Annotated in this window: 27 protein-coding genes; 15 read left to right on the top strand and 12 right to left on the bottom strand. The window is 46.2% G+C overall.

From position 1 onward, the window contains the following. Positions 1–33 precede the first annotated feature (33 nt). Positions 34–636: a Maf family nucleotide pyrophosphatase gene (locus PKF022_RS02210; protein WP_281777059.1), complete on the top strand. Its 603-nt coding sequence runs from the start codon at positions 34–36 to the stop codon at positions 634–636. 19 nt (positions 637–655) lie between these two features. After that, positions 656–1426: an SAM-dependent methyltransferase gene (locus PKF022_RS02205; protein WP_281777058.1), complete on the top strand. Its 771-nt coding sequence runs from the start codon at positions 656–658 to the stop codon at positions 1424–1426. Between the two features lie 42 nt (positions 1427–1468). On the opposite strand, the gene sppA is transcribed toward PKF022_RS02205, so the two are convergent. The 3 genes from sppA to PKF022_RS02190 are packed head-to-tail and all read right to left on the bottom strand — an operon-like array spanning position 1469 to position 4134. Then, the gene (gene sppA / locus PKF022_RS02200; protein ID WP_281777057.1) at positions 1469–2416 is read right to left on the bottom strand and encodes a signal peptide peptidase SppA; all 948 of its coding nucleotides are present in this window, start codon (positions 2414–2416) and stop codon (positions 1469–1471) included. A gap of 12 nt (positions 2417–2428) precedes the next feature. Then, the gene (locus PKF022_RS02195) at positions 2429–3109 is read right to left on the bottom strand and encodes an HAD-IA family hydrolase (RefSeq protein ID WP_281777056.1); all 681 of its coding nucleotides are present in this window, start codon (positions 3107–3109) and stop codon (positions 2429–2431) included. An 11-nt stretch (positions 3110–3120) separates the two neighbouring features. Then, the gene (locus tag PKF022_RS02190) at positions 3121–4134 is read right to left on the bottom strand and encodes an RluA family pseudouridine synthase (RefSeq protein ID WP_281777055.1); all 1014 of its coding nucleotides are present in this window, start codon (positions 4132–4134) and stop codon (positions 3121–3123) included. A 464-nt stretch (positions 4135–4598) separates the two neighbouring features. Between PKF022_RS02190 and PKF022_RS02185 the strand changes: the two genes are divergently transcribed. The 5 genes from PKF022_RS02185 to PKF022_RS02165 all read left to right on the top strand — a co-directional run bounded on the left by PKF022_RS02185 (position 4599) and on the right by PKF022_RS02165 (position 10668). Then, on the top strand, positions 4599–7235 hold the full coding sequence (locus tag PKF022_RS02185) for an Rne/Rng family ribonuclease (RefSeq protein ID WP_281777054.1): 2637 nt from the start codon (positions 4599–4601) through the stop codon (positions 7233–7235). 93 nt (positions 7236–7328) lie between these two features. Beyond that, the gene (moaA, locus tag PKF022_RS02180) at positions 7329–8444 is read left to right on the top strand and encodes a GTP 3',8-cyclase MoaA (RefSeq protein ID WP_281777053.1); all 1116 of its coding nucleotides are present in this window, start codon (positions 7329–7331) and stop codon (positions 8442–8444) included. After that, entirely contained in the window at positions 8444–9049 is a 606-nt protein-coding gene (gene mobA / locus PKF022_RS02175; RefSeq protein ID WP_281777052.1) for a molybdenum cofactor guanylyltransferase MobA, read from the top strand. The genes moaA and mobA overlap by 1 nt, the downstream gene beginning before the upstream one ends. Then, positions 9046–10362: a gephyrin-like molybdotransferase Glp gene (gene glp / locus PKF022_RS02170; protein ID WP_281777051.1), complete on the top strand. Its 1317-nt coding sequence runs from the start codon at positions 9046–9048 to the stop codon at positions 10360–10362. The genes mobA and glp overlap by 4 nt, the downstream gene beginning before the upstream one ends. 12 nt (positions 10363–10374) lie before the next feature. Beyond that, on the top strand, positions 10375–10668 hold the full coding sequence (locus tag PKF022_RS02165; RefSeq protein WP_215348514.1) for a hypothetical protein: 294 nt from the start codon (positions 10375–10377) through the stop codon (positions 10666–10668). An 86-nt stretch (positions 10669–10754) separates the two neighbouring features. Here the strand turns inward: PKF022_RS02165 and PKF022_RS02160 are convergent, their stop codons facing one another. Next, entirely contained in the window at positions 10755–11768 is a 1014-nt protein-coding gene (locus PKF022_RS02160; RefSeq protein ID WP_281777050.1) for a D-glycerate dehydrogenase, read from the bottom strand. Positions 11769–11887: 119 nt separating this feature from the next. Here PKF022_RS02160 and fdxA point away from each other — a divergent pair, with 119 nt between their 5' ends. Genes fdxA through PKF022_RS02140 form a run of 4 tightly spaced genes read left to right on the top strand, consistent with a single transcriptional unit; the run spans position 11888 to position 14617 of the window. Continuing rightward, a complete protein-coding gene (fdxA, locus tag PKF022_RS02155; protein ID WP_068322070.1) occupies positions 11888–12211 on the top strand; it encodes a ferredoxin FdxA in 324 nt (107 codons plus the stop codon). Between the two features lie 19 nt (positions 12212–12230). Next, positions 12231–13277: an NAD(P)/FAD-dependent oxidoreductase gene (locus PKF022_RS02150; protein WP_281777049.1), complete on the top strand. Its 1047-nt coding sequence runs from the start codon at positions 12231–12233 to the stop codon at positions 13275–13277. A 45-nt stretch (positions 13278–13322) separates the two neighbouring features. Further along, entirely contained in the window at positions 13323–14117 is a 795-nt protein-coding gene (locus PKF022_RS02145) for a thymidylate synthase (protein ID WP_068322059.1), read from the top strand. A gap of 11 nt (positions 14118–14128) precedes the next feature. Then, the gene (locus PKF022_RS02140) at positions 14129–14617 is read left to right on the top strand and encodes a dihydrofolate reductase (RefSeq protein WP_281777048.1); all 489 of its coding nucleotides are present in this window, start codon (positions 14129–14131) and stop codon (positions 14615–14617) included. A gap of 42 nt (positions 14618–14659) precedes the next feature. Here PKF022_RS02140 and PKF022_RS02135 read toward each other — a convergent pair whose 3' ends face one another. After that, a complete protein-coding gene (locus tag PKF022_RS02135; protein WP_281777047.1) occupies positions 14660–15502 on the bottom strand; it encodes a peptidylprolyl isomerase in 843 nt (280 codons plus the stop codon). An 84-nt stretch (positions 15503–15586) separates the two neighbouring features. Here PKF022_RS02135 and PKF022_RS02130 point away from each other — a divergent pair, with 84 nt between their 5' ends. After that, entirely contained in the window at positions 15587–16207 is a 621-nt protein-coding gene (locus tag PKF022_RS02130) for an SOS response-associated peptidase family protein (protein ID WP_281777046.1), read from the top strand. 458 nt (positions 16208–16665) lie between these two features. Here the strand turns inward: PKF022_RS02130 and PKF022_RS02125 are convergent, their stop codons facing one another. Continuing rightward, positions 16666–17259 carry a protein-methionine-sulfoxide reductase heme-binding subunit MsrQ gene (locus PKF022_RS02125; RefSeq protein WP_281777045.1) on the bottom strand — a complete coding sequence of 198 codons (594 nt, stop codon included), beginning with the start codon at positions 17257–17259 and terminating at the stop codon, positions 16666–16668. A 103-nt stretch (positions 17260–17362) separates the two neighbouring features. Here PKF022_RS02125 and PKF022_RS02120 point away from each other — a divergent pair, with 103 nt between their 5' ends. Next, complete coding sequence (locus tag PKF022_RS02120) at positions 17363–17578, top strand: hypothetical protein (protein WP_068322043.1); 216 nt, start codon at positions 17363–17365, stop codon at positions 17576–17578. Here the strand turns inward: PKF022_RS02120 and PKF022_RS02115 are convergent. Further along, positions 17575–17937, bottom strand: coding sequence for a 4a-hydroxytetrahydrobiopterin dehydratase (locus tag PKF022_RS02115; RefSeq protein ID WP_281777044.1), 363 nt, complete (start codon positions 17935–17937; stop codon positions 17575–17577). The two genes, PKF022_RS02120 and PKF022_RS02115, sit on opposite strands and share 4 nt — an antisense overlap. Then, on the bottom strand, positions 17880–18605 hold the full coding sequence (locus tag PKF022_RS02110) for a pseudouridine synthase (protein ID WP_281777043.1): 726 nt from the start codon (positions 18603–18605) through the stop codon (positions 17880–17882). The genes PKF022_RS02115 and PKF022_RS02110 overlap by 58 nt, the downstream gene beginning before the upstream one ends. 102 nt (positions 18606–18707) lie before the next feature. On the opposite strand from PKF022_RS02110, the gene PKF022_RS02105 reads away from it, so the two are divergent. Then, the gene (locus PKF022_RS02105) at positions 18708–19241 is read left to right on the top strand and encodes a DUF2889 domain-containing protein (protein ID WP_281777042.1); all 534 of its coding nucleotides are present in this window, start codon (positions 18708–18710) and stop codon (positions 19239–19241) included. 258 nt (positions 19242–19499) lie between these two features. After that, positions 19500–20057 (top strand): hypothetical protein, encoded by a 558-nt coding sequence (locus PKF022_RS02100; protein ID WP_281777041.1) that lies wholly within the window; start codon positions 19500–19502, stop codon positions 20055–20057. Positions 20058–20066: 9 nt separating this feature from the next. Here PKF022_RS02100 and PKF022_RS02095 read toward each other — a convergent pair whose 3' ends face one another. From PKF022_RS02095 to PKF022_RS02080, 4 genes are read right to left on the bottom strand one after another with little or no spacing between them, the layout of a single operon-like run. Continuing rightward, on the bottom strand, positions 20067–20990 hold the full coding sequence (locus PKF022_RS02095) for an MBL fold metallo-hydrolase (RefSeq protein WP_281777040.1): 924 nt from the start codon (positions 20988–20990) through the stop codon (positions 20067–20069). Between the two features lie 31 nt (positions 20991–21021). Further along, a complete protein-coding gene (locus PKF022_RS02090; RefSeq protein ID WP_281777039.1) occupies positions 21022–21588 on the bottom strand; it encodes a lipocalin family protein in 567 nt (188 codons plus the stop codon). 2 nt (positions 21589–21590) lie between these two features. Continuing rightward, entirely contained in the window at positions 21591–22553 is a 963-nt protein-coding gene (msrP, locus tag PKF022_RS02085) for a protein-methionine-sulfoxide reductase catalytic subunit MsrP (protein WP_281777038.1), read from the bottom strand. Positions 22554–22609: 56 nt separating this feature from the next. Continuing rightward, positions 22610–23017 carry a BLUF domain-containing protein gene (locus tag PKF022_RS02080; RefSeq protein ID WP_281777037.1) on the bottom strand — a complete coding sequence of 136 codons (408 nt, stop codon included), beginning with the start codon at positions 23015–23017 and terminating at the stop codon, positions 22610–22612.

Raw genomic sequence — 23017 nt, 5'->3', positions numbered from 1 at the left:
TAAATGAAGCGGCACTAGAAAGCACAGAACACGATGAGTAGTTTCCAAAACCCACCCTTAATTCTGGGGTCTACCTCCAAATACCGCCGCGAACTTTTAGAGCGCCTGCGGATTCCTTTTGAAGTCATTTCACCAAAGGTAAATGAAACACCCCTCACTGGTGAGAGCACTCTCGATTTAGCAATGCGTCTCGCGCACGCAAAGGCAGCTGCGGTTGCAAATGAACATCCCGATGCTTGGGTGATAGGATCTGATCAAGTTGCAGATCTTTGTGGCGCAGCAATTGGTAAGCCGGGTAATTTCGAACGCGCGTTAGCGCAATTACAACTCATGCGTGGTCAAACAGTCATTTTCCAAACTGCTCTATGCCTAATGAAAGGCGATACCCAAACTACTTTATGCGTTCCTACCGAAGTTACCTTTCGCAAACTTCCAGACAATGTCTTAGAGGCCTACTTACTTACTGAAGAACCATATGATTGCGCTGGCAGCGCCAAGTCTGAAGGCCTTGGTATTAGCCTGCTGGAATCCATTAGAAGCGATGATCCTACTGCACTCATTGGTCTACCTCTTATTGCATTAACAGGCTTATTGCGCGATGCTGGTTTTTCAATCCCAGCAAAAACTAAGCGCTAAAAAATAAAAGAGGTTATTTATGAGCAAACTCGGTACCCTATATTTAATTCCAAACACCTTGGGTGATGATGGCCGTGCCGAACAATTGCCATGGGTGCTTCCTGCGGAAACAATTACACAATCAGCCAAACTCAAACATTGGATTGTGGAAGACGCTAAAACAGCGCGTGCCCTATTAAAAGCAATTGAGTCTGCCTCACCTTTAGTCTGCACGATTCAAGAAATGCAAATGAGTGAATGGCGTGGTGCAGCACGTAATGCCAAATATGGTGATTCAGTAAAACCTGCTGACTTACTAAAACCTCTGCTTGCCGGAAACGATATGGGCCTCATGTCAGAAGCAGGAGTACCCGGCGTGGCTGATCCAGGCGCAGAGTTGGTTCTAGCAGCTCATAAGTTAGGCGCACAAGTAAAGCCATTGGTTGGGCCAAGCTCAATTTTGCTAGGGCTCATGGCTAGTGGGCTCAATGGTCAGCGCTTTGCATTTCAAGGCTACCTACCTCACGATACTCATGAGCGCACAGCAAAACTCAAGCAGCTGGAAGCTGAGTCTCGTAAATTGCAGCAAACCCAAATTTGGATTGAGACACCCTATCGCAATACCGCAATGCTGATGGCTTGCATGAACTCTTTAGCACCTCAGAGCTTGCTATGTCTTGGCGTCGATTTGAGCCTCCCATCAGAAATGATTACCACGTTGTCGGTTGCAGAATGGCGTAAGCGCTACCCCAATGAAACTGCTTGCGCCTCATTACAAAATAGGCCAACAGTATTTCTACTATTGGCCTAAGTCTTTAATGCTGTAGTTTTAGGTTACGTTTTTTTGCTTAATTTATTTAAGATCAGGCGCCTTAACTAAAGCCTTGCCAGCAGCAGCCCCAGCTTCTGCACCAAAGCGTTTAGCAACACGTTCAGCAAAATTCTCTTTCAAGGTGTAATCAAGAATATCCGGGGCTTTAAAGATATCGCGTGCCACTGTATCCACCGTGCCATATCCATCGGCTAAGCCAATCTTCACCGCTTGCTCGCCATTCCAAATGCGTCCAGAAAATAAATCCGGAACATCTTTTAATCGATCGCCTCGACCTTCCTTAACTACCGCAATAAATTGTTGATGAATCTCATCAATCATGGTTCTCACCATCTCTACTTGCTTAGGATCTTCTTTGCTAAATGGGTCCAGCATGCCTTTATTGGGGCCGGAAGTGATCATACGGCGAGTTACACCTAATTTATCCATCAAGCCTGTAAAACCAAAGCCTTCCATGATCACACCAATGGAACCCACCAAGCTTGCCTTGTCTACCAAGATTTGATCTGCTGCTACAGCAACGTAGTAGCCGCCAGATGCGCAGATATCTTCTACCACTACATAAAATGGTTTTTTGGGGTAGAGCTTGCGTAAGCGATGAATCTCATCATTAATCATCCCCGCTTGTACAGGGGAGCCACCTGGGCTGTTGATACGCAATACAACACCGGCACTACTTTCGTTTTCAAATGCTGCCAATAAGGATGAATTCACATCCATCGCATTGGCCAATGAACTAGAAGAGATCTCACCTTCAAGAGTGACTAGCGCAGTATGTTTTTCAACTCCCATGCCTTTGCCCGGAAGATGAAAATCAAATATTGCTAGCAGGGCGCCTACGATCACCAACAAAGTCAGCACTCGTAATACCGCTTTCCAACGACGTGCCTTACGAGTCTCTTTTAAATTTTCTAATAAGAGATGCTCTAGAGCTTGACGCTCCCAATTTGGGTTTGGATTTTTTTCCATCTTTTTACTTCCTTAGTGTTGCAGTTTATTTTTAAGCCATTGCGAGAGCTGCGCAACATCATCAACATGCGCCAATGATGGCGATTCTTTCAGAGCGCTTGGGGGATGGGCGCCATAAGTAACAGCTACAGCATCTACACCAGCATTAGCAGCCATGTCCAAGTCATGCGTGGTATCGCCAATCATGAGCATACGGCGTGTAGGAACCTGAGTAACGTCCGATAACTCCAACAGCATTCCTGGATGGGGCTTGGAGAATGACTCATCAGCTGTACGGGTCTCGTGGAAGAGGTGACCAATCTGATGATGCTTGAGTGAGCGATCTAAGCCTACTCGTGATTTACCAGTAGCGACGCCTAATAAATATTGCTGAGCATGCAATTCTTCTAAAAGCTCACGAATGCCAACAAACAAATCGAGTTCGTGATCTTTTGCTAAATAGTGATATCGAAAACGTTCAGTTAGCTTTGGAAAATGAGCTGGCTCAATCCAAGGCACCGCTCTTCTCAATGAGTCCTGAATCCCCAAGCCGATCACTGAACTTGCCAGGGTATCGTCTGGCGCCTTAAAGCCTAGATCACGACAGGCCTGCTGAATGCAATGCACGATCGTTGGCGTGGAATCCATAATAGTTCCGTCCCAATCCCAAACAATGAGGTCGTACGGTCGATTCGATTTATTCGTTTGAGACATTCTGATTTTTATTACTCAAAGGTTTTCATCATGGCAGTAAATTCTGGCGGCAGTGGCGACTCTATGCGCATCTTCTCGCCGGTGCGCGGATGGGTAAAGCCAGCCAGATGCGCATGCAGATACAGACGCTTAGATTTAATCACCTTATCCAAATCTTCAAAACCATACTTATCGTCGCCCAAAATAGCATGACCTAGTTTTTGTAGATGAACCCGAATTTGGTGTATGCGTCCCGTCTTTAGCTGGGCCTCTGCAAGCGTAATGGCAGCGCCCTCACGCTTGAGTGCTTTGGTCACCCTCAATGCGGTATGGCTTGGCAAGCCATCTGGGTCGACCCTTACACGACGCTCGCCATTCGGAAGAAGATATTTATGTAGCGGATATTTAAGCTGCATGGTTTGCGCGCCCTGGATGATTTCACCATGCGCTAGCAAGTAATAACGCTTATCCGTTTGACCTTCACGAATTTGGCGATGCAGCTCAACCAAGGCGCTTCGTTTTTTAGCCAAAAGCAAAACGCCTGAGGTATCTCGATCTAAGCGATGTACCAATTCCAAAAATTTGAGTTCGGGGCGAGTAATACGCAAAGTTTCGATTACCCCAAGTGCAATACCAGAACCACCATGCACAGCCAAACCTGCTGGCTTGTTCACTATTAAGAGTGCTTCATCTTCAAACAGAATTGGCATTTTGTCCGAGTAACCATGCGCCCGAGACTTGGTTTGAGCAGAATTCACGGCAGCCATTTGAGCTGGCTCAGCAATACGAACAGGCGGGACGCGCACCACATCACCCTCAACTAGGCGAGTTGTTGGCTCAGCACGCTTTTTATTAACCCGAACCTCTCCCGATCGAATAATTCGGTAAACGTGGCTTTTAGGAACCCCCTTGGCCCAGCGCAGCAAATAATTATCCAAACGCTGGCCTGCCTCTTCCGGACCGATGGTCTGAAGATGCACCGCAGCAGGCGCTGAATTAGTAGGCGTTTTTGCCATATAAGGCTTGGAAATGGGTTCAGATTTCATGATTTATCTCTCTTGCGACCCCGGCAGGGGACGACAAGGGACTCAACAATACCCCATTGTCACGCAACTTGTGCCGTATAATCAACGCTCTAGCCAATTTATTGGCCCGAGACCAACCTGAAGTCAGGTTTGAATCGTGGAGCTTGGAGTCGCCCTTTAAAAGACTCCCGGGGTTGCCCCTCCCCCGTTGCAATGAGGCGCAGGGTTGGTGTGCCGTATGCCGCGACCCGCGATTAGAAGACAGTTTTCAGGCGCGCGCCTGCATTGATGACCTAAAGGAGGTCTCTGCGGCGATCGTCAAGTGTGGCACCGATTTAACCAACCGTTAACTGGGTGAACTAAGCAAAAAGTGCTTAGATTTGCATGATCCACACTCATAAACCGCCTTAGGCTCAGTCCTAAGTGGTATTTAACTTGTCCCCTAACGCAGCGCGCAAGGTCACCCTCCCCCATAGGAGAGTGTTATGAAACGCATGTTGTTTAATGCAACTCAACAAGAAGAGTTGCGAGTTGCCATCGTTGATGGTCAAAAACTCATTGATATCGATATCGAAGCTGCCGGCCGTGAACAACGCAAAGGCAATATCTACAAAGGTGTCATTACCCGTATTGAACCTTCCCTTGAGGCCTGCTTTGTCAATTACGGCGAAGAGCGTCATGGCTTCTTGCCATTCAAGGAAGTAGCCCGCAGTTACTTTAAAGAAGGTATCGACGTTCGCAATGCTTCCATCAAGGATGCCTTGCGCGAAGGTCAAGAAATCATTGTTCAAGTAGAAAAAGAAGAGCGCGGCCAAAAAGGTGCAGCCCTCACCTCCTTTATCTCCTTGGCAGGTCGTTATTTGGTCTTAATGCCAAATAACCCACGTGGAGGCGGCGTATCCCGTCGCATTGAAGGTGAAGACCGTCAAGAACTCCGTGAAGCCATGTCTCAATTAGAAGTGGCTGATGGTATGAGCATCATTGCTCGTACCGCAGGTATTGGTCGCGATGCTACTGAATTGCAGTGGGACTTAAGTTACCTCATGCAATTATGGAAAGCGATCGATGAAGCCGCTAAAGGCAACTCTGCTCCACTATTGATCTATCTTGAATCTAGCTTGGTCATTCGTGCGATTCGCGATTACTTCCAGCCGGATATCGGCGAGATTCTCATCGATACCGATGACATCTACGAACAAGCTGCTGCATTTATGTCTGTTGTAATGCCAGACAACTTGCCACGCGTAAAGCGCTATCAAGATGATGTGCCTTTGTTCTCACGTTTCCAAATTGAGCATCAAATTGAAACTGCGTATTCACGTACAGTGCCACTGCCATCTGGCGGCGCAATCGTGATCGACCACACTGAAGCTTTGGTTTCAGTAGACGTGAACTCCGCACGCGCAACTCGCGGCTCTGATATTGAGGAGACTGCGACGCGCACCAACTTAGAAGCTGCCGATGAAATCGCACGTCAAGCTCGTTTACGTGACTTGGGCGGATTGATCGTGATTGACTTTATCGACATGGAATCAAGCAAGGCTCAGAAGGATGTTGAGAATCGCTTGCGCGATGCTCTGCGTCATGACCGCGCCCGCGTTCAAATGGGCAAGATCTCCAAGTTTGGCTTGATGGAAATGTCCCGCCAGCGCTTGCGTCCAGCATTGTCTGAGGGTAGCCATGTAACCTGCCCACGTTGTAATGGCACTGGCCACATCCGCGATACCGAGTCTTCTGCATTGCAAGTTCTACGCATCATCCAAGAAGAAGCGATGAAGGAAAACACAGCAGCGATTCATACTCAGGTACCAGTCGAAGTGGCTGCATTCCTCTTAAATGAAAAACGTGCTGAAGTGATCAAGATTGAGACTCGCTTCAAAGTGAACGTCTTAATGGTTCCGAATAAGCATTTAGAAACGCCGCATTACAAATTAGAGCGCTTACGTCATGATGATCCTCGTCTCGACGATCAAAAAGCAAGTTATGTCATGGCTGAAGAAGCTGCTCGTGAATTGGAAACCGACACAACTGTTAGCAAAAAAGATGCTGATGTTAAAGCGCGTCCAGAGGCAGCTGTTAAAGGCATTACACCAACACAACCGGCGCCAATTAGCCAACCACGCCCTGCCCGCACAGAAACAGTTAAAGCAGAAAGCTCCGGCGGATTCTTTGGATTTATTAAGAGCCTCTTTGGCTCATCCCCAACGGTTGAAGAAAAGCCAGCACCAAGCAACAATCGTGGTCGTAACCAAGGTCGTAACGGCAACGGCGGTGATCGCAATCGTGGTCGCAATCGTCGCGGAGACCGCACTGAGCGTCCTGCAGCAAATGCAGCTGAAGGCACGCCAAGCGAAGGTGGCAACAATAATCGCAACCGCAACAACCGAAACGGTAACCGCAATCAGGGCAATCAAAATGGTCCTAAGCCAGAACGTCAAGCTAATCCAGCCGCTGTAACGCCTGCAACTGAAGCTGCACCTGGTGGTGAAGCTACTCCAGGCGCAGATGGTGAAGAGCGTCGTGGTCGTGGACGCAATCGTCGTGGTCGTGGACGTGGTCAACGTGGTGAGCGTGTAGAGGGCGGTAATGACGCCACTAATCCACAAGCTACTGCTGTATCAGCAATTCCATTTGCAGGCCCTCCAGTGGGAATGGCTGGTGCATCTGCATCAATGCCAATTCAAAACCTCGCCAATAGCTTTGGTAATGCAAAGCCTGCAGCACAGAAACAGGAAAGACAGGAACGCGCACCCCGCGCCCCACGTCAATCTAATCGCCCTGCGCAAAATACTGCCTCTGCTCCTGCCGCAACTCCAGTTGCCCAAAGCGCATCACCTGTTGCCGTAGTAATGGCTGCTGCAGCTGAAGTCATTAGCAAGCCTGCCCCAGAACTTCCAAAGGTGTCTTTCCAGGCGCTTGAAGAAACTCCATTGCATAGTGTTGTGCAATCTGCTGGCATGATCTGGGTCGCTACAGACTCGTCAAAGCATGCTGAAGCGCAAAGTCAGATTCAGGCAGAGCCTATGGCACATAACTTAGGTAGAACACCTAAGCCTGCTGCCCAACTTCCTGAAGGCCCAATGGTTTTAGTTGAAACCGGCGGCCAAGAAAAAACGGTTTAAACCATCTAAAGCTTTTTCTCCAGACCGCCATTTATCCCAAAAGGATATTTGGCGGTTTGGCAGAAACCCCGTTTCACAGCCATAATTGCGAACATGGTTGAAAAAGTAATCCCCATCCGACTTGACGAAGGCAAAGGCCTGACGCCATCTATTGGCGCGCAGCTTGTTACACCCCATGGTCATACTAAAGATACTCGGGGGCGCACCTTAAGAGATTTACGCATATCTGTTACTGATCGTTGCAACTTCCGCTGCACCTATTGCATGCCTAAAGAAGTCTTTGATCAAAACTATCCGTATCTTGCTCACAAAGAATTACTGAGCTTCGAAGAAATCACCAGACTCACATCCATCTTCAGCACCCTGGGTGTTGAAAAAATTCGACTGACTGGTGGTGAGCCCTTGCTTCGTAAAAACTTAGAAGTGCTCATTGAGATGCTGGCAAAAATTCCAGCACTAGATGGCAAGCCATTAGATCTCACTCTCACCACTAACGGCAGTATCTTGCGTAAGAAAGCCGCTGCATTGAAAGCGGCTGGCTTACAGAGATTAACCGTCAGCCTTGATGGCTTAGATGACGCCATCTTCAAGAAAATGAATGACGTTGATTTTCCAGTGGCGGATGTACTTGATGGAATTGCCGCAGCACAAGAGGTAGGCTTTCAGAACATCAAAGTCAATATGGTCGTTAAAAAAGGAACTAATGATCATGAGATCATTGCAATGGCCAAACACTTTAAGGGCAGCGGAGTCATTCTGCGCTTTATTGAATTTATGGATGTAGGTAGCTCTAATGGTTGGAATATGGAGCAAGTCCTTCCTTCTAAAGAAGTCATTGCCCGCATTCAAGAAGTATTTCCAGTGGAACCTATTGAGGCGAACTACGCTGGCGAAGTTGCACAGCGTTGGCGCTATGTTGATGGATCAGGTGAGATTGGCGTGATCTCCAGTGTCACGCAGACCTTCTGTCACGAATGCTCTAGAGCACGCATCTCCACTGATGGGCAAATGTATCTCTGTCTCTTTGCTAACGAAGGCTTTGATTTCAAAACGTTGTTACGCTCTGGCAAATCTGATTTAGAAATTGCCAACGCCGTGATGAATACCTGGGCAGCCCGCGAGGATCACTATTCTGAGATTAGAGGCTCTAATACCGCAAAGCTAACCTCAGGCAATCGCAAGGTTGAAATGTCTTATATTGGTGGTTAATGATTTCTACTAAAGATATTACTGGGCTAATCCTTGCAGGCGGACGTGCACAACGCATGGGTGGCATTGATAAGGGTCTGATCCCATTTCACGGCAAACCACTAATCGAATCTGCCATTGCAAAACTCAAGCCCCAGGTACAAACCATTGTGATTAATGCCAATCGCAACATCACAAAGTATGCAACTTATGGCTACCCTGTCATCATGGACGAGACGCCTGATTTTTCAGGGCCATTGGCTGGATTCTCAGTGGGCTTGAAATCATGTAAGACTTCTTACCTGATGACTTCACCTTGCGACTCACCGCTACTACCGAGCAATCTCTCTGAACTATTAATCGCTGAGATGGAGCGCGGTGACTTTCAATTAGTTTATGCCTCAAGCAAAGAGGCGGACGGCAAAGTATGGGCACAGCCGGTTTTCTGCTTAATGCGTAGTAATTTACAAGACTCCTTAAATCAATTCCTCCAAAAGGGTGATCTGAAAATTGATCGCTGGTTTAAAGAGTTGCGTAGTAGCACAGTCATTTTTGATGATCCGCAAGTATTTGCCAACGTCAATACTCCTGAAGAACTTAAAGCATTAGAAGAAGTGTCTGCATGAGTCACTCCCCAAATCAGCCAATCCTTTTGACTTCATCACTGCATGTTGAGGATGCGCGCAAAGCAATTGCAGCGTTAGTAGATGACCTCATTCAAGAGTCCAGGGCCATTAATAATCCGGCTGATATTGAAACAGTAGCTCTAGACAAAGCCATTGACCGCATCTTGGCAGTAGACCTGCTCTCGCCAATTGATGTTCCGTCCTCAGATAACTCAGCGATGGACGGCTTTGCTTTTAATGGCATATGCCTCAATACAAGCAGTCCAGTTATTTCGTTGCGTATTGTCGGTACCGCCTTAGCAGGTAAGCCGTATGAGGGCAAAGTAGGGCCCGGCGAATGCCTCAGGATCATGACTGGCGCAGTCATGCCCATAGGCTGCGATACCGTGATTCCTCAAGAGTTCACCACTGCAAAAGATGAACTCACCATCGAATTTAAACAAGATCAATTAAAGCTTGGCGAGAACAGACGTTTACGCGGCGAAGATCTGCAACAAGGCAAACCCGCTATTGCTGCGGGCCGCTTGCTTCGTCCATCCGACTTAGGTCTCGCAGCCTCTTTAGGCATTCCAACACTCCAAGTAAAACGAAAACTGAAGGTAGCTATTCTATCTTCCGGAGATGAACTGCGATCTTTAGGTCAAGCATTGGATGCTGGAAGCATTTACGACAGTAATCGCTATAGTCTCACGGGCTTACTGAATCGATTAAATCTAGAAATTATTGACTGCGGTATTGTGCGTGATGATCCCGCCTCTTTGAAGCAAGCATTTATTGAAGCTGCTAAGAAAGCGGACGTATTGATTTCATCTGGCGGCGTATCTGTTGGTGAAGCGGATTTCACAAAGCAAATCATGCAAGAGTTAGGTGATGTGGGCTTCTGGAAAATCGCCATGCGTCCAGGGCGGCCAATGGCATTTGGTGTACTCAAGCCAGTCGCTGGAAAATCCCCCGCTCGAAAAACCCTCTTCTTTGGCTTGCCGGGAAACCCAGTTGCAGTGATGGTGACTTTCTACCAGTTTGTGCGTGCCGCCCTATTGCAGCTCAACGGCGCAAATCAAACTGAGCCTCCACTGACTCAGGCTATGGCAGAAATGCCAATCCGGAAAAAGCCCGGTCGCACTGAATTTCAACGTGCCATCTTGGGACGCAGCGCTGATGGCAAACCAACAGTCAAACTGACCGGCAGCCAAGGTGCTGGGATCTTACGCTCTATGAGTGAGGCTAATTGCTTTGTCATTCTTGGTCATGATCAAGGAAATGTTGCCGCTGGGGACTGGGTAGATATAGCACTTTTTGATGGACTGCTTTAAGATTGCGTCATCATGAAACTTAGCAAAAAAGAACTGGTCTTTCTTGACCCAATGCATACCGCCAAAACATTAGTTTTGGTTTACCTCTGTTTCTCCGTTCCAATCGTTTTGTTGGCGCTATTTGTTGCCTTCATTCGTGACGGTGCTATCCCTGGATTTACCGTGCTATCAGCCCTTATTCTGAATGCATTACTCGGCTTTGGATTGCTGTGGATTGCATGCAAAGTCTACAACTGGGTTGCAGGTAAGTTCGGCGGTATCGAATTAGCAATGCGCGAACTACCAGAAGAAATTGACGCTGAATAAATGAGCTGATATTTGGAGCTCTACTCCAGACAATAAAGCCGAGTTCTCACTCGGCTTTATTTTTTTGCTTAGTAAATCTGATTCAACTAAGGTTTATAAACTTCTGCATTAATCAAGCTAGGTGGCTTTTTACCATCAAGTGCAGCACGTAAGTTATCTACCGCTAGATCAACCATGGCTCTGCGTGTTTTTTCTGTCGCACTAGCAATATGCGGAGCCAGCACAACATTACTGAGCTTTAGTAACTCTGGGTGCACTTTGGGCTCTCCCTCAAAGACATCTAAACCGGCTGCAAATATTCTCTTTTCTTTAAGCGCCTGAGCCAGCGCAGCATCATCCACAATACCACCACGCGCAATGTTTATCAGGGTTGCGGTCGGTTTCATCAGCGCAATTTCTTTGGCGCCAATCGTATGATGACTCTCAGCGCTGTATGGCAATACCAAGACAACATGATCTGCTGTACGAAGTAATTCCTCCTTGGACACATACTTGGCAGCACAGGCTTTTTCATCAGTCTCTGATAAATGGCTGCGATTGTGATAAATCACATTCATTCCAAAACCCAATGCGCGCTTAGCAATACCTTGACCGATGCGGCCCATGCCAATGATACCTACTGTGCTGTGATGTAAATCCATCCCAAGAGGATTATTCACGATAGACCACTTATCCCAATGACCAGCACGTACCCAGTGCTCTGATTCAGTAATGCGTCTTGCAGTTGCCATCAACAATGCAAATCCAAAGTCAGCGGTTGTATCCGTTAATACATCTGGGGTGTTGGTAGCCATCACACCAGCAGCTGTAATTGCCGGAACATCAAAGTTGTTATATCCCACAGAGATATTGGCTACGATCTTTAGGTCTTTAGCGAGAGCTAGGGCATTCGTATCAATTCTTTCGCTCCCCGCAACTAAAGCCCCTACAACCCCAGAGAGTTCTTTTTGCAACTCTTCTGGACTAAAAATTCGATCCTCTTGGTTAGACCGCACATCAAAAGATTCCTCCAACTTGGTCAGAGCCTCAGGAAAAATGGCTCTCGCAACCAAAATTTTGGGTTTTTGCTTGTTAAATTGGGTATTGGACTGTGTATTCATAGGAGGAACTTTACCTCAAGTAAATTGACGCTTTGACCTGAAAAATAGGCTATTTCAGCTAAAATTGAGCTTTTATAACTTAGCACCCGGCTTTTTGGGGCTCTTGAAACAAATCCACCATGACTTACGTTGTTACCGAATCTTGTATCCGCTGCAAATACACCGACTGCGTTGATGTTTGCCCAGTTGACTGCTTTCGCGAGGGTCCCAATTTTCTCGTGATCGACCCAGACGAGTGCATCGATTGCGCAGTTTGCGTTCCCGAGTGCCCTGTCAATGCAATCTACGCTGAAGATGATGTGCCTGGTGATCAACAAGCATTTATTAAGCTCAATGCTGAACTCTCTCCTTCCTGGACTTCAATTACCAAGTCTAAAGCAGCGCTGCCTGATGCCGAGGAATGGAAAGACGTTAAAAACAAACTCGATCAGCTAGTAAAGTAATTTTCTAGCAAAATAATTCGTGTCACACTCACCCACACAAACCGATGCTGTCATCATTGGCGCCGGTCCTGTGGGTCTCTTTCAGGTCTTTGAGTTAGGGCTCCTAGAAATCAAAGCTCATGTGATTGATTCTCTGCCAGAAGTTGGTGGTCAATGCATCGAGCTTTATCCAGATAAACCCATCTACGATATCCCCGCTATTCCAGTTTGCACTGGACGTGAACTCACCAATAATTTACTGAAGCAAATTGAGCCCTTTGGTGCGCAATTTCATCTCGGTCAAGAGGTGACCAAGCTTGAGCGCCAAGTCGATGGTCGATTTCTTATTATCACCTCGCAAGATAAGCACTTCCTCAGCAAGACCGTCTTTATTGCTGCAGGAGTTGGCGCCTTCCAGCCGCGCACCATCAATCTTGATGGTATTGATCGCTTTATCGGCAAACAGCTCTTCTACCACGTTAAAAGCCCAGAGCAATTTACAGGCAAAAGAATTGTGATTTGTGGAGGCGGCGATGCTGCTCTAGATTGGGCCATTCATTTTTCTGAAATTGCTGCTAGCGTGACCTTAATTCATCGCCGTGATGAATTCAAGGCTGCACCTAAATCGATTGCGAGAATGCGTGAGCTTTGTACCAATCATCAAATGGAACTACTGATTGGACAAGTGAGCGGCTATGAGGCTAGCGATGATCAGCTAAAAGAAATTACCTTCACGAATATTGATAGCGAAACAAAACAGATACCACTGGATGATCTGCTGGTGTTTTTTGGACTTTCACCTAAATTAGGGCCCATTGCGGATTGGGGCCTGAATATCGATCGCAAACAAATTTGTGTGGACACTCAAAAATTCCAAACCAGCATCCCGGGTATTTATGCAGTTGGCGACATCAATGTCTATCCAGGCAAGAAAAAACTAATCCTCTCTGGGTTTCATGAGGCTGCCTTAGCCGCCTTTGCGGCCGCAGAGTACCTCAACCCCGAAAAGCAGATTCAACTCCAATACACCACGACCTCACCAAGGCTTCACAAGGCTCTGGGGGTGCTGTCGCCAACATTCGAGTAAGCTATCCATTATTCATTAATACACAATCATTTTTAGCCAATATATATGCGTCAATATCACGATCTCATGAAGGAAGTCCTCGCTAAGGGGGTGCAAAAGTCCGACAGAACTGGAACAGGCACCGTTTCCGTTTTTGGACACCAAATGCGCTTTAACCTAGCCGATGGCTTTCCGATGGTGACGACCAAAAAGCTGCACCTCAAATCCATCATTTATGAATTGCTCTGGTTCCTCAAAGGGAGCACAAATAACAACTGGCTTAAAGAACGTGGTGTTTCTATCTGGAATGAATGGGCTGCACCTGATGGTGATTTAGGTCCAATCTACGGGTATCAATGGCGCTCATGGCCTGCTCCAAACGGTCAACATATTGATCAAATCTCCGAAGTCGTAGAGACCATCAAAAAGAATCCAGACTCGCGTCGCATCATTGTCTCTGCATGGAACGTTGCTGATATTCCCCGTATGGCTTTAGCGCCTTGTCATGCATTCTTTCAGTTCTATGTGGCTGACGGGAAATTGTCATGCCAACTCTATCAGCGTAGTGCAGATATTTTCTTAGGCGTTCCATTTAATATTGCCAGCTATGCCCTTCTCACTCATATGATGGCGCAACAATGCAATTTAGAAGTAGGCGACTTTATTTGGACTGGTGGCGATTGCCATCTTTATAGTAACCACCTTGAGCAGGTAGAGCTACAGTTGTCTCGGGACTTCTTTCCTCTGCCTAAGCTTAATATCTTGCGCAAGCCTGATTCAATTTTTGATTACGAGTTCGAAGACTTCGAAATCGTAGGTTACGAATCTCACCCTCACATTAAAGCTCCTGTAGCTATTTAAGAATTGCCTCTATGACTCAACCCGCTATCTCTATGATTGTTGCGCGCTCGCGCAATCACGTCATTGGCCGTGACAATCAAATGCCTTGGAAGATCTCGGCTGATTTACAGTTCTTCAAACGCGTGACGATGGGTCACCCCGTCATCATGGGCCGCAAGACCTGGGAATCTATCGGCCGTCCACTTCCCGGTCGTCGCAATATCGTAGTTAGCCGCAATGCTAACTATTCTTTAGCTGGTGGCGAACTAGTGGGCTCACTTGATGAAGCCTTAAAGAGCTTAAGCGAATTTTCGCGGGTATTTGTGATTGGCGGCGAACAACTCTTTACACAGGCATTTGATAAAGCAGACCGTCTTTACATTACTGAAATCGATTTAGATATTGAAGGCGGTGATACCTTCTTTGAGGTGCCCAATGCATCAGCCTGGAAAGAGGTAGAGCGTACGCCCGGGTCTGAAGGCGATATTACCTTTAGCTTTATTACCTTAGAGCGCAAATAAAAAGGGCCCTATAGGGCCCTTTTTATATTGAGAGCAAGCTTTTTACTGAACAATAATTTTTGCATCTTTTGCAAGTTTTCCTAAAAACTCAAACTGCTTTCTTTGCACTAAACCTGCGCGAATAGCCGGCTTAGCCTGCTCAAATGTTGGTGGTTTACTTGATTTTTTATCTTCCAACTTCAGCAAATACCAACCTTGCTGCATCTGAATTGGTGATGGTGATACTTGCCCCTTTGAAAGAGTCACCAGTACCGAAGCTAATTGAGGGGCAACCTGACCAGGCTGAATCCAGCCTACAGCGCCACCTTGCACCTTATTCGGTGCCAAGGAAACGCTCTTAGCAACCTTATCAAATGGCTCCCCTTTTTTAATGCGCGCCAATGCAGCTTGAGCATCTGCTTCAGAGGCAAGCGCAATATCGCTCACTTTATATTCCACGATCATTCCTTGGGGACCCAAAGAAGCTAGCTCTCGGTTGTATTCAGCTTGCACATCAGCATCAGTAACTGGGTTTTGAGCCATATAAGTAGATAACTCAAGATCGGCTAGATAATTCTGACGAATGATCGCCAGCTGGGTATTAGCTCTTTCTGAATTCGCTAAGCCATCTTTTTCTGCTTGCTGAGAAAGTAGCAATACCTCGATAAACTTTTCAATCACCGCACCGCGCAGTTGAGGAGATTCTTTTTGCCCTTGAGCAATAGCAGCTCTAATTCCTTGCTCAACCATATCATTGGTAATGATGGTACCGTTAACGGAGGCTGCAGCATTAATTGGCAAGCCACTTTGCTGTGCAATGGAGCTACCAGCAAAAACGCTAATCAGGAGACCGATTGCAAGAAAGCGCACGATCATCGGATTGAATGCGGGGGAAAAGGATTTCATATGAAGAATGTCTTTCTAAAATTTAGCCTCAATACTACCAGCAGGCATAGGGCGGTTCAGAATAAGCCACAGTAAAATGACTTTATGTGTGTTCAATATCTCTCGACCGCCAATGTTGAATGGGTTAAAACCCATTTTGACCTAGATTTGCCCGCATCCCCCGCTCATGATGTATTTCCGACTTATCCAGGACCCATCATCTTGAAAAGTCACAATACCGGCTGTACAGCGATCGGCTTGGCGCGTTTTGGCTTACTGCCATCCTGGGCCAAAGAGGAAACTTTTGGCAGAAAAACGTATAACGCCAGAGTAGAAACCGTAGCCGAAAAACCATCCTATAAAAATGCTTGGGTAAAGCGACATTACGCCTTAGCTCTTGCAGATTCTTTTTATGAGCCCTGTTATGAGTCGGGCAAGGCAATGCGTACTGCCATTAAACAAGTCAATCAAGAGCCCATGGCAATTGCTTCAATCTGGGATACCTGGACTGAACCTGAGACAGGCGAACTCATTGTCTCTTTTTCTATGATCACCATTGATGCTAGTGATCATCCGGTAATGAAACGCATGCATAAACCTGAAGATGAAAAACGCACTGTGGTTCCGTTACGCCCTGAGCTTTTTAACGCATGGCTTAATGCTACGCCAGAAGAAGCCCAGGCTTTAATGCAATTGGATTCCATTCCTGAAATTGCAATCGCCTAGAAAGTCAAAATAGGTTTCGTTGATTGATATGGATCGGCGGATTGTGTTTCTATCGCCTCAGCCTCTTCCTCGCCCTGAGGTTGATTATAAAATTTTGCATCCAACGAGCGTTGTTTAGCCAAACGTAGATCTTCTCTCTCTGGGTCAACGGGACCAAATGGCCCCTCTACCGGCGACAGAGACTGTCTATTAAATTCCTGAATCTGCTGCGGGGTGTAAGGGGAGAAAGTGGTCGAACCGGGGGGCTTGGGAGGCGCTTGAGTGCAGGCAGAAATACTGATCAATATTAGACAGGGTGCTAGCCGTAGGGCGTATGTATTCATATGGCTTATTGTATGGCAAGCACATACATCTTGTTTTTATATTAATTAAAAACTCCGATGAATTTTTGCAGAGCCTTTGTAGAGTTGCGGCGCTTAATCATGTAGAAGGCACAAAGTTTTAAGATTCTCAGATTCTTAAGTTTTTAGTCTTTGAAGAGTAGTCTTCACTATAGGTAGCCGACAGGCAAGCAATAGAAAAATGACTGCTCCATAGATTGTCACTGTTTCTAAATCATTTTTACCTGCCTTGTGCCACCAATAGTGAGCGATTGCAGTACATGCAAGTAAATAGACCAGCTTGTGCAATAAAGACCAGCGTTTACCCAATTGGCGAACCGACCACTGATTGGAGGTCAGTGCCAGAGGAATCAACAGCAATAAAGTCAGAAAGCCCATGGTAATAAATGGACGCTTAACAACGTCACTCCACATGGATTGCAGGTCTAAATTTTGGTCCAACCAAAACCAGATAGAGAAGTGAATACAGGCATAAAAGAAGCAAAATAAGCCCAGCATACGGCGCAACTTAATCCAGGTAGTTAAACCCGTGATTAAGCGTAATGGGGTCATTGCCAAGGTAATACACAGAAACACAAGCGCCCAGGTACCGGTAGAGCGAGTGATGAATTCAATGGGGTTGGCGCCTAAGTCGTCATGAATTCCGAACCAAACTAAGCGCGCCAGCGGTAGCAAGCAGAGAAGAAAAATGGCCGGTTTTAATAGCTTCATAAGCATCACTGTAAACCAAGCATGGTGAAGAGCACCCTTGGTTATTTAGCTCTATCGAATTAGACTTTAATTTGCTATTCTGAGGGCTCAATTAAGGATAAATATGACCGAAGAAAACCAAACCCAGAATGATGAAGATTTTGACTATGGGTGCGAGTGTGCAATGACCTTGCTCAACGAGCCCACTGAGGATCGTCTGAATGACTTAATTGATGAGCTCGATGAAGATGGCATGATCTCGACCGAAGTAGTCTACGGTTTGCTAGCAACTATCCTCATGAGCATGAATGAGGAAGAACATGAAGGTGATGAGCACTAATTTTTAGAGCTCACTTGGGAGGCAAAAGCATCCATTGCTTTTGCTAACTGAATATCTAGTGCTGTCAAAGCACTAGCAGAGTGAGTGGACAGGAATACCGAAACCTTATTCCAAGAATTTGACCAGTCGGGGTGGTGGTCAATTTCTTCTGCGTACTCGGCACTTAGCGTCATAAATTCAAACGCCTGTTTGAAATTTGTAAAAACAAAATTCCGCCCCATCGCCTTTCCATCATGCTTAAGGGTCCACAGAGGAAGTTCTTTTTCTATATCAATACCCTGAACTATCAAGATACACTCCTTTAGGTAGCAACACTTTGTGAAAGCTGCTTTAAATCTTCTGGATATAGCCAGCGCCATTCACCCTCTGCCAAATCAACAGGAATCTGATAGGCGCCGATTTCAGTACGATGCAATTGGGCAACGTGATTGCCGACCGCAACCATCATGCGCTTTACCTGGTGATAGCGCCCCTCCACAATCGTCATTACCAGAACATGATCTGAGATCTGCTTACAGGCAGTGGCAAAGCAAGGTTTAGGATCGTCATCTAATACAACGCCATTTAATAAGTGATCAATTTGCTTCTGGGTGATGGGCTCTGGGGTAGTGATTTGATACACCTTCCCAATATTTTTCTTAGGGGTCGTCATCTTATGAATGAATTGACCATCATCAGAAATCAAGAGTAAGCCCGTGGTGTCGTAGTCTAAGCGCCCCACACATTGCAAACCTCTTTCAACAAAAGGACTAGGCAATAAGCTATACACACTCGGGTGATGTGTCGTCTTATGAGAGCATTCATAATTAGCCGGCTTATTAAATGCTAGATAAGCCTTCTCGTGGTACTCCCAATCCTTACCTTCTACATTGAGAATCAGGTTCTCGGTAGCAATTCTTTGTTCTGGGTCCTCAGCTAAAACGCCATTTACCTTTACCAACTCTGCATATACCAAATCACTACAGTAGCGCCGCGTACCAAAGCCTTGGCTAAAAAGAATTTTTTCGAGAGAAATAGGTTTTGCCATATGCTGCAAAGGATACTACAGAGCAGGACTCTATTAAGCCCCCTCATTTATTTACCCAATTCATTATCATTAGAAGTAATAACTTCACACAACATAAAAACCATGCTCTCTAACCCCAAACCAAGATCCTTGCTGCATACCCGTGAAATCACTTTCCAGGGTTACGCACGGGAAGATGGCTTATGGGATATTGAGGGGCATTTAAAAGATTTCAAAACCAGCCCCTTTAAAACAAGTGCAAAAGTCTGGGGGCCTGGTGAGGCTTTTCATGACATGTGGGTGCGCGTGACACTTGATAAAGAATTTGTAATTCAAGATATTGAAGCAGTGATGGATGGTCACCCACATGCAGAATGTACTGCTGTGATTCCGCCAATGGATTCACTCATTGGAGCAAAGATAGGCAAAGGTTGGCGCAAGACAATTGATACTCATCTTGGCGGAATCAAGGGTTGTACACATTTACGCGAGCTCCTCACGAGCCTTGCTACAGCAGCCTATCAATCTATTCCAGGAGCATTTTTCGATCCCACCGGAGAAAAGCCGCCACTGTATTTGGGTACCTGTAAATCCTGGGACTTCAATGGGCCAGTGGTGATGCGTGTCTTCCCTAAATTTTATCGCTGGAAGCCGTAGAATTTAGGGTGGACCTTCATGATATTTCTGCGAACACTGGTCCTGCTTTCATTATGTATTCCCGCTACCTTGATGGCGGTTACAGAACCCAGTACATCCGCACCCATTCTAGGACTCGTCAATACATCACAACAAAGGTCATCAGATCACATACTTGAATTCTGGGGCTACCATGACTCTCAAGGCTCCGAGAACTATATCGATACTCTCAAACTCCGTTATTACAATCCCGTAAACCTTGGGGATTGGCACGGCACCATGAGACTTGATACGGCTTATTCAGCTGCTTATGGCCCCCAGCTTCCCGCACAATCCACCGGAACTTTTTCAGCTAATAATGCAATGCTCACGATTTGGGGTGGTCAAGCTGGCTGGTTTGGTAATGTTGGTGCAAGATTATTCGCGCCGCTGAGTAATTTAGGCCAATGGCTGGCCGGACCACAGGTAAGCACCTCATTTGCACCAGCTGGTAGTGAGCAAAAAGTACTATCGGATATTTCACCACTTGCTAGATATATGTTTGGGTTTAATTCTAAAGCGCCATCTGTCGTGAGTCCACCACCCCTGGCAAGCCGTCTTGAGCTATACCCAACCGTAGGTCTGAACTTAGGGCCTAGCACGCAGCTAAGATTTTGGGATGAGAATGGCGCAGTCTATAACGCTGCGGGTGGTGGGTGGTTTGTACCGATCGATGCGATGGTGACTCACCGATTTAATAAACATCTTTTAGTTGCAGTTGGTGGTGCCAAACAAGTGGTGCAAACCTACCAAATTTATAATTGGTCTCTATACGGAAAGATCTCGCTTAGCTTTTGAAATAAACATTCAAGCAAGATCAAACAAGACGTTACCCTCTAATTTTGCAGAACCTGACTTCACCAGAGACTTGGGCAGCCACTGCGTAAATTCATCCATACTCATATTCAGTAATTTTGCCGCACTGATGAGTGCAGGCGTATTGATAATCCAATCATTCACATCTTTGATATCGCGACTACGCCACTCTAATAAGCGATATTTCAGCAAGACTTTAGCGCCATGACGCGCATTACGATCTGGATCAGATGCCAAGTAATCCAGTCTTGAACGAGCCGTAGCAAGCGACTTCGTAATATCCGAAAATGGTACACCATGACCCGGGATCACTAAATCAATTGGCAAGGTCTCAATCAGATCTAAAGTTTGTGCCACCTCTTCAAATCCAGCCTCACCCCATAGCTCAGGAAAAATAACCCCGAAACCCTCTTCCCACAAAGCATCCGCAGAAATCAAAATACGATGATCAGCTTGATACAACATCACGGAATGGGGGTCATGTCCGGGAGCGGCCAAAATTTTCCAGGGGTATCTTCCTAACAATATTTCCTCACCAGGCACTAATACTTGATGATGTAAAAACTGTGGGCATTCCTGCCCTAGATTGTCATAGCTTAATAAAGCACTATCCCAGCTCTTCACTGCTAATGCTTCAGCCGCTGGAATATAGACCTCACAATCAAACGCCTCTGCTAGAGCAGCATTACCTCCACAGTGATCCGAATGAAGATGTGTATTTACTAGCTTATTTAGCGTGATTAAGTGATGTTTTTTTAGGGCGCTATTTACTAAATCTAAAGTCATCTTTTGATGGGCACAGTAACCTGAATCCACCAAGGAAACATCAGTATCACCAAAGTGAAAAATATTATTTGCAGAGAGCCACCCCCTCTCAAAAACTTCAATGCCAGGTGGTAATAAATGCGCTGTCATGCTTGCAGTTTTTTTATTGGCTTTGAATGATTTAATTCTTTGGGGAGGAAGTTTGCGTCGTTAACTCTAGCTTACGAACATCGAACTGCTGAGCTTGTATGCGCTGCAGCGTATCTTCATAAACTTTTTTATCCAATTGTGGTGTTCTTGAGAGGATCCACAGGTACTCGCGGCGTGAATCACTCACTACCGCCACTTGATACTGAGGGTCCAAATCAATCACCCAATAATCACCCCAAACTAATGGAATAAACGATAACCAGGCTGGAGCAAATCGTACTTCCAGCTTAGGCGAGTCTTTTGATCCCACCTGGCGTGCAGTACCCTCAGCGTCGACTACCTCACCATCAACAGTTTTACAACTATTCAATACCTTGAGTGTGCCATCAGCCCTAGGGGAGTAAACCGCCTTGGTATTACTGACGCACTTTCTTTGAAACCAATTGGGATATTTAGCAATCTCATACCAAGTTCCCAGATAGCGCTGTACGTCCAAGGCGGGAATGGTCTTAACGGGAGATTCACTTGCCTGGCTATAAGCAGAGAAGCTGGCTATAGAAATGCAAATACAAAAAAGCGTTGAAAAAATTTTGTTCATCACTAATAGTACTTCTTCAGATCCATGCCTGTATACATGCTGGCGACCTGCTCGCCATAGCCATTAAACATTTGAGTTTTAATCTTCGGCGCGAACATTCCTTTTGGATCACCAATACGCCGCTCAGTCGCCTGACTCCAGCGCGGATGATCTACTTGGGGGTTAACGTTAGAGTAAAAGCCATATTCTCTGGCATCAAACTGACTCCAGCTAGTCTTGGGCATCTCTTCGGTAAAACGAATTTTGACAATGGACTTCGCGCTTTTGAAGCCATACTTCCAAGGCACCACAATGCGTACTGGAGCACCATTCTGCTTGGGCAAGACTTCGCCATACAAGCCTAAGGTTAGTAGCGTTAAGGGATTCATAGCCTCATCCATACGCAAACCTTCGCGATAGGGCCAATCAATAATATTGCTTTTAATCCCAGGCATTTGCTTGCGATCAGCCAATGAAACAAACTCCACATACTTGGCCGATCCCAGTGGCTCTACTTTATTAATAAGCTTAGAGAGTGAGTAGCCATCCCAAGGAATGACCATCGACCAACCTTCGACACAACGCATCCGATAAATACGTTCTTCGATTGGCGCCAATTTGAGCAGCGCATCAATATCCAAGGTCATGGGTTTTTTAACTAAACCCTCAATAGAAATTGTCCAAGGTCGAGTTTGTAAACTTCCTGCATTGGCTGCTGGATCTTCTTTATCCGTGCCAAATTCATAAAAGTTGTTATAGCCAGTCACGTATTTATATGAGGTCAACCCATCCTTATCCGCAAAAGCTGGATTCAATGTAGCTGCCAGTTTTTCTGGGGTCGCCGCCAGAGCCTGCCGAGAAAACCAAGGGGCTAGGGCTAATCCAAAGCCACCAGCGGCTGCAGTCTTAATGATGTTTCTACGATTTTCAAAAACGGCTTGTGGAGTAATGTCACTCGCATGAATGGTCTTATCGATAAAGCGCATGCCGCACCCCTTAGGACTGTAATTCCCCTATTTTGCTACCGATAATTATTTCTTGCTTAAGACTGACTCTCGCGCATTCTATTCATCAAAGCTAGACTATGTTTATCCATGCCACCGACCATCTCAGCGAGAGCGGGATAGTCTCGGGTCAGTGTTTCACCGCCATAGAAGCGTAGCAACCAATCTGGAAAGCTACGCTCTGAGATTTCGCGAATTTCCAAGAGCTCGATACGATGATGACGCTTATCTTCCTGAATACGCTTCCATACTTTCATTACATTGGCGCGCTCGCCTTCAATGACTTGCCCAAACTGCTGGTTGTCATATAAAAGAATGCCTGTGACGCCGTGCTTTTGATTGAAGGCACGTGCCGACTCTAGCAAACGCATTAAGCCAAGAAAAGACATGTCCGAGACTGCTTCGCTCAGATAACTCAATTCCACCAGGTCTTTTGGTTTTGGCAT

The organism is Polynucleobacter sp. KF022, from assembly GCF_027924105.1.
Taxonomy (GTDB): Bacteria; Pseudomonadota; Gammaproteobacteria; order Burkholderiales; family Burkholderiaceae; genus Polynucleobacter.
The sequence above is the reverse complement of the archived record's forward strand: the minus strand, read 5'-3'. Positions and strand labels throughout refer to the sequence as shown.

Bases quoted from the DNA above. Each gene is read 5' to 3' on its own strand.
- PKF022_RS02210 (WP_281777059.1), top strand. From the start codon at position 34: ATGAGTAGTTTCCAAAACCCACCCTTAATTCTGGGGTCTACCTCCAAA.
- PKF022_RS02205 (WP_281777058.1), top strand. From the start codon at position 656: ATGAGCAAACTCGGTACCCTATATTTAATTCCAAACACCTTGGGTGAT.
- sppA (WP_281777057.1), bottom strand. From the start codon at position 2,416: ATGGAAAAAAATCCAAACCCAAATTGGGAGCGTCAAGCTCTAGAGCAT.
- PKF022_RS02195 (WP_281777056.1), bottom strand. From the start codon at position 3,109: ATGTCTCAAACGAATAAATCGAATCGACCGTACGACCTCATTGTTTGG.
- PKF022_RS02190 (WP_281777055.1), bottom strand. From the start codon at position 4,134: ATGAAATCTGAACCCATTTCCAAGCCTTATATGGCAAAAACGCCTACT.
- PKF022_RS02185 (WP_281777054.1), top strand. From the start codon at position 4,599: ATGAAACGCATGTTGTTTAATGCAACTCAACAAGAAGAGTTGCGAGTT.
- moaA (WP_281777053.1), top strand. From the start codon at position 7,329: ATGGTTGAAAAAGTAATCCCCATCCGACTTGACGAAGGCAAAGGCCTG.
- mobA (WP_281777052.1), top strand. From the start codon at position 8,444: ATGATTTCTACTAAAGATATTACTGGGCTAATCCTTGCAGGCGGACGT.
- glp (WP_281777051.1), top strand. From the start codon at position 9,046: ATGAGTCACTCCCCAAATCAGCCAATCCTTTTGACTTCATCACTGCAT.
- PKF022_RS02165 (WP_215348514.1), top strand. From the start codon at position 10,375: ATGAAACTTAGCAAAAAAGAACTGGTCTTTCTTGACCCAATGCATACC.
- PKF022_RS02160 (WP_281777050.1), bottom strand. From the start codon at position 11,768: ATGAATACACAGTCCAATACCCAATTTAACAAGCAAAAACCCAAAATT.
- fdxA (WP_068322070.1), top strand. From the start codon at position 11,888: ATGACTTACGTTGTTACCGAATCTTGTATCCGCTGCAAATACACCGAC.
- PKF022_RS02145 (WP_068322059.1), top strand. From the start codon at position 13,323: ATGCGTCAATATCACGATCTCATGAAGGAAGTCCTCGCTAAGGGGGTG.
- PKF022_RS02140 (WP_281777048.1), top strand. From the start codon at position 14,129: ATGACTCAACCCGCTATCTCTATGATTGTTGCGCGCTCGCGCAATCAC.
- PKF022_RS02135 (WP_281777047.1), bottom strand. From the start codon at position 15,502: ATGAAATCCTTTTCCCCCGCATTCAATCCGATGATCGTGCGCTTTCTT.
- PKF022_RS02130 (WP_281777046.1), top strand. From the start codon at position 15,587: ATGTGTGTTCAATATCTCTCGACCGCCAATGTTGAATGGGTTAAAACC.
- PKF022_RS02125 (WP_281777045.1), bottom strand. From the start codon at position 17,259: ATGAAGCTATTAAAACCGGCCATTTTTCTTCTCTGCTTGCTACCGCTG.
- PKF022_RS02120 (WP_068322043.1), top strand. From the start codon at position 17,363: ATGACCGAAGAAAACCAAACCCAGAATGATGAAGATTTTGACTATGGG.
- PKF022_RS02115 (WP_281777044.1), bottom strand. From the start codon at position 17,937: ATGGCGCTGGCTATATCCAGAAGATTTAAAGCAGCTTTCACAAAGTGT.
- PKF022_RS02110 (WP_281777043.1), bottom strand. From the start codon at position 18,605: ATGGCAAAACCTATTTCTCTCGAAAAAATTCTTTTTAGCCAAGGCTTT.
- PKF022_RS02105 (WP_281777042.1), top strand. From the start codon at position 18,708: ATGCTCTCTAACCCCAAACCAAGATCCTTGCTGCATACCCGTGAAATC.
- PKF022_RS02100 (WP_281777041.1), top strand. From the start codon at position 19,500: ATGAGACTTGATACGGCTTATTCAGCTGCTTATGGCCCCCAGCTTCCC.
- PKF022_RS02095 (WP_281777040.1), bottom strand. From the start codon at position 20,990: ATGACAGCGCATTTATTACCACCTGGCATTGAAGTTTTTGAGAGGGGG.
- PKF022_RS02090 (WP_281777039.1), bottom strand. From the start codon at position 21,588: ATGAACAAAATTTTTTCAACGCTTTTTTGTATTTGCATTTCTATAGCC.
- msrP (WP_281777038.1), bottom strand. From the start codon at position 22,553: ATGCGCTTTATCGATAAGACCATTCATGCGAGTGACATTACTCCACAA.
- PKF022_RS02080 (WP_281777037.1), bottom strand. From the start codon at position 23,017: ATGCCAAAACCAAAAGACCTGGTGGAATTGAGTTATCTGAGCGAAGCA.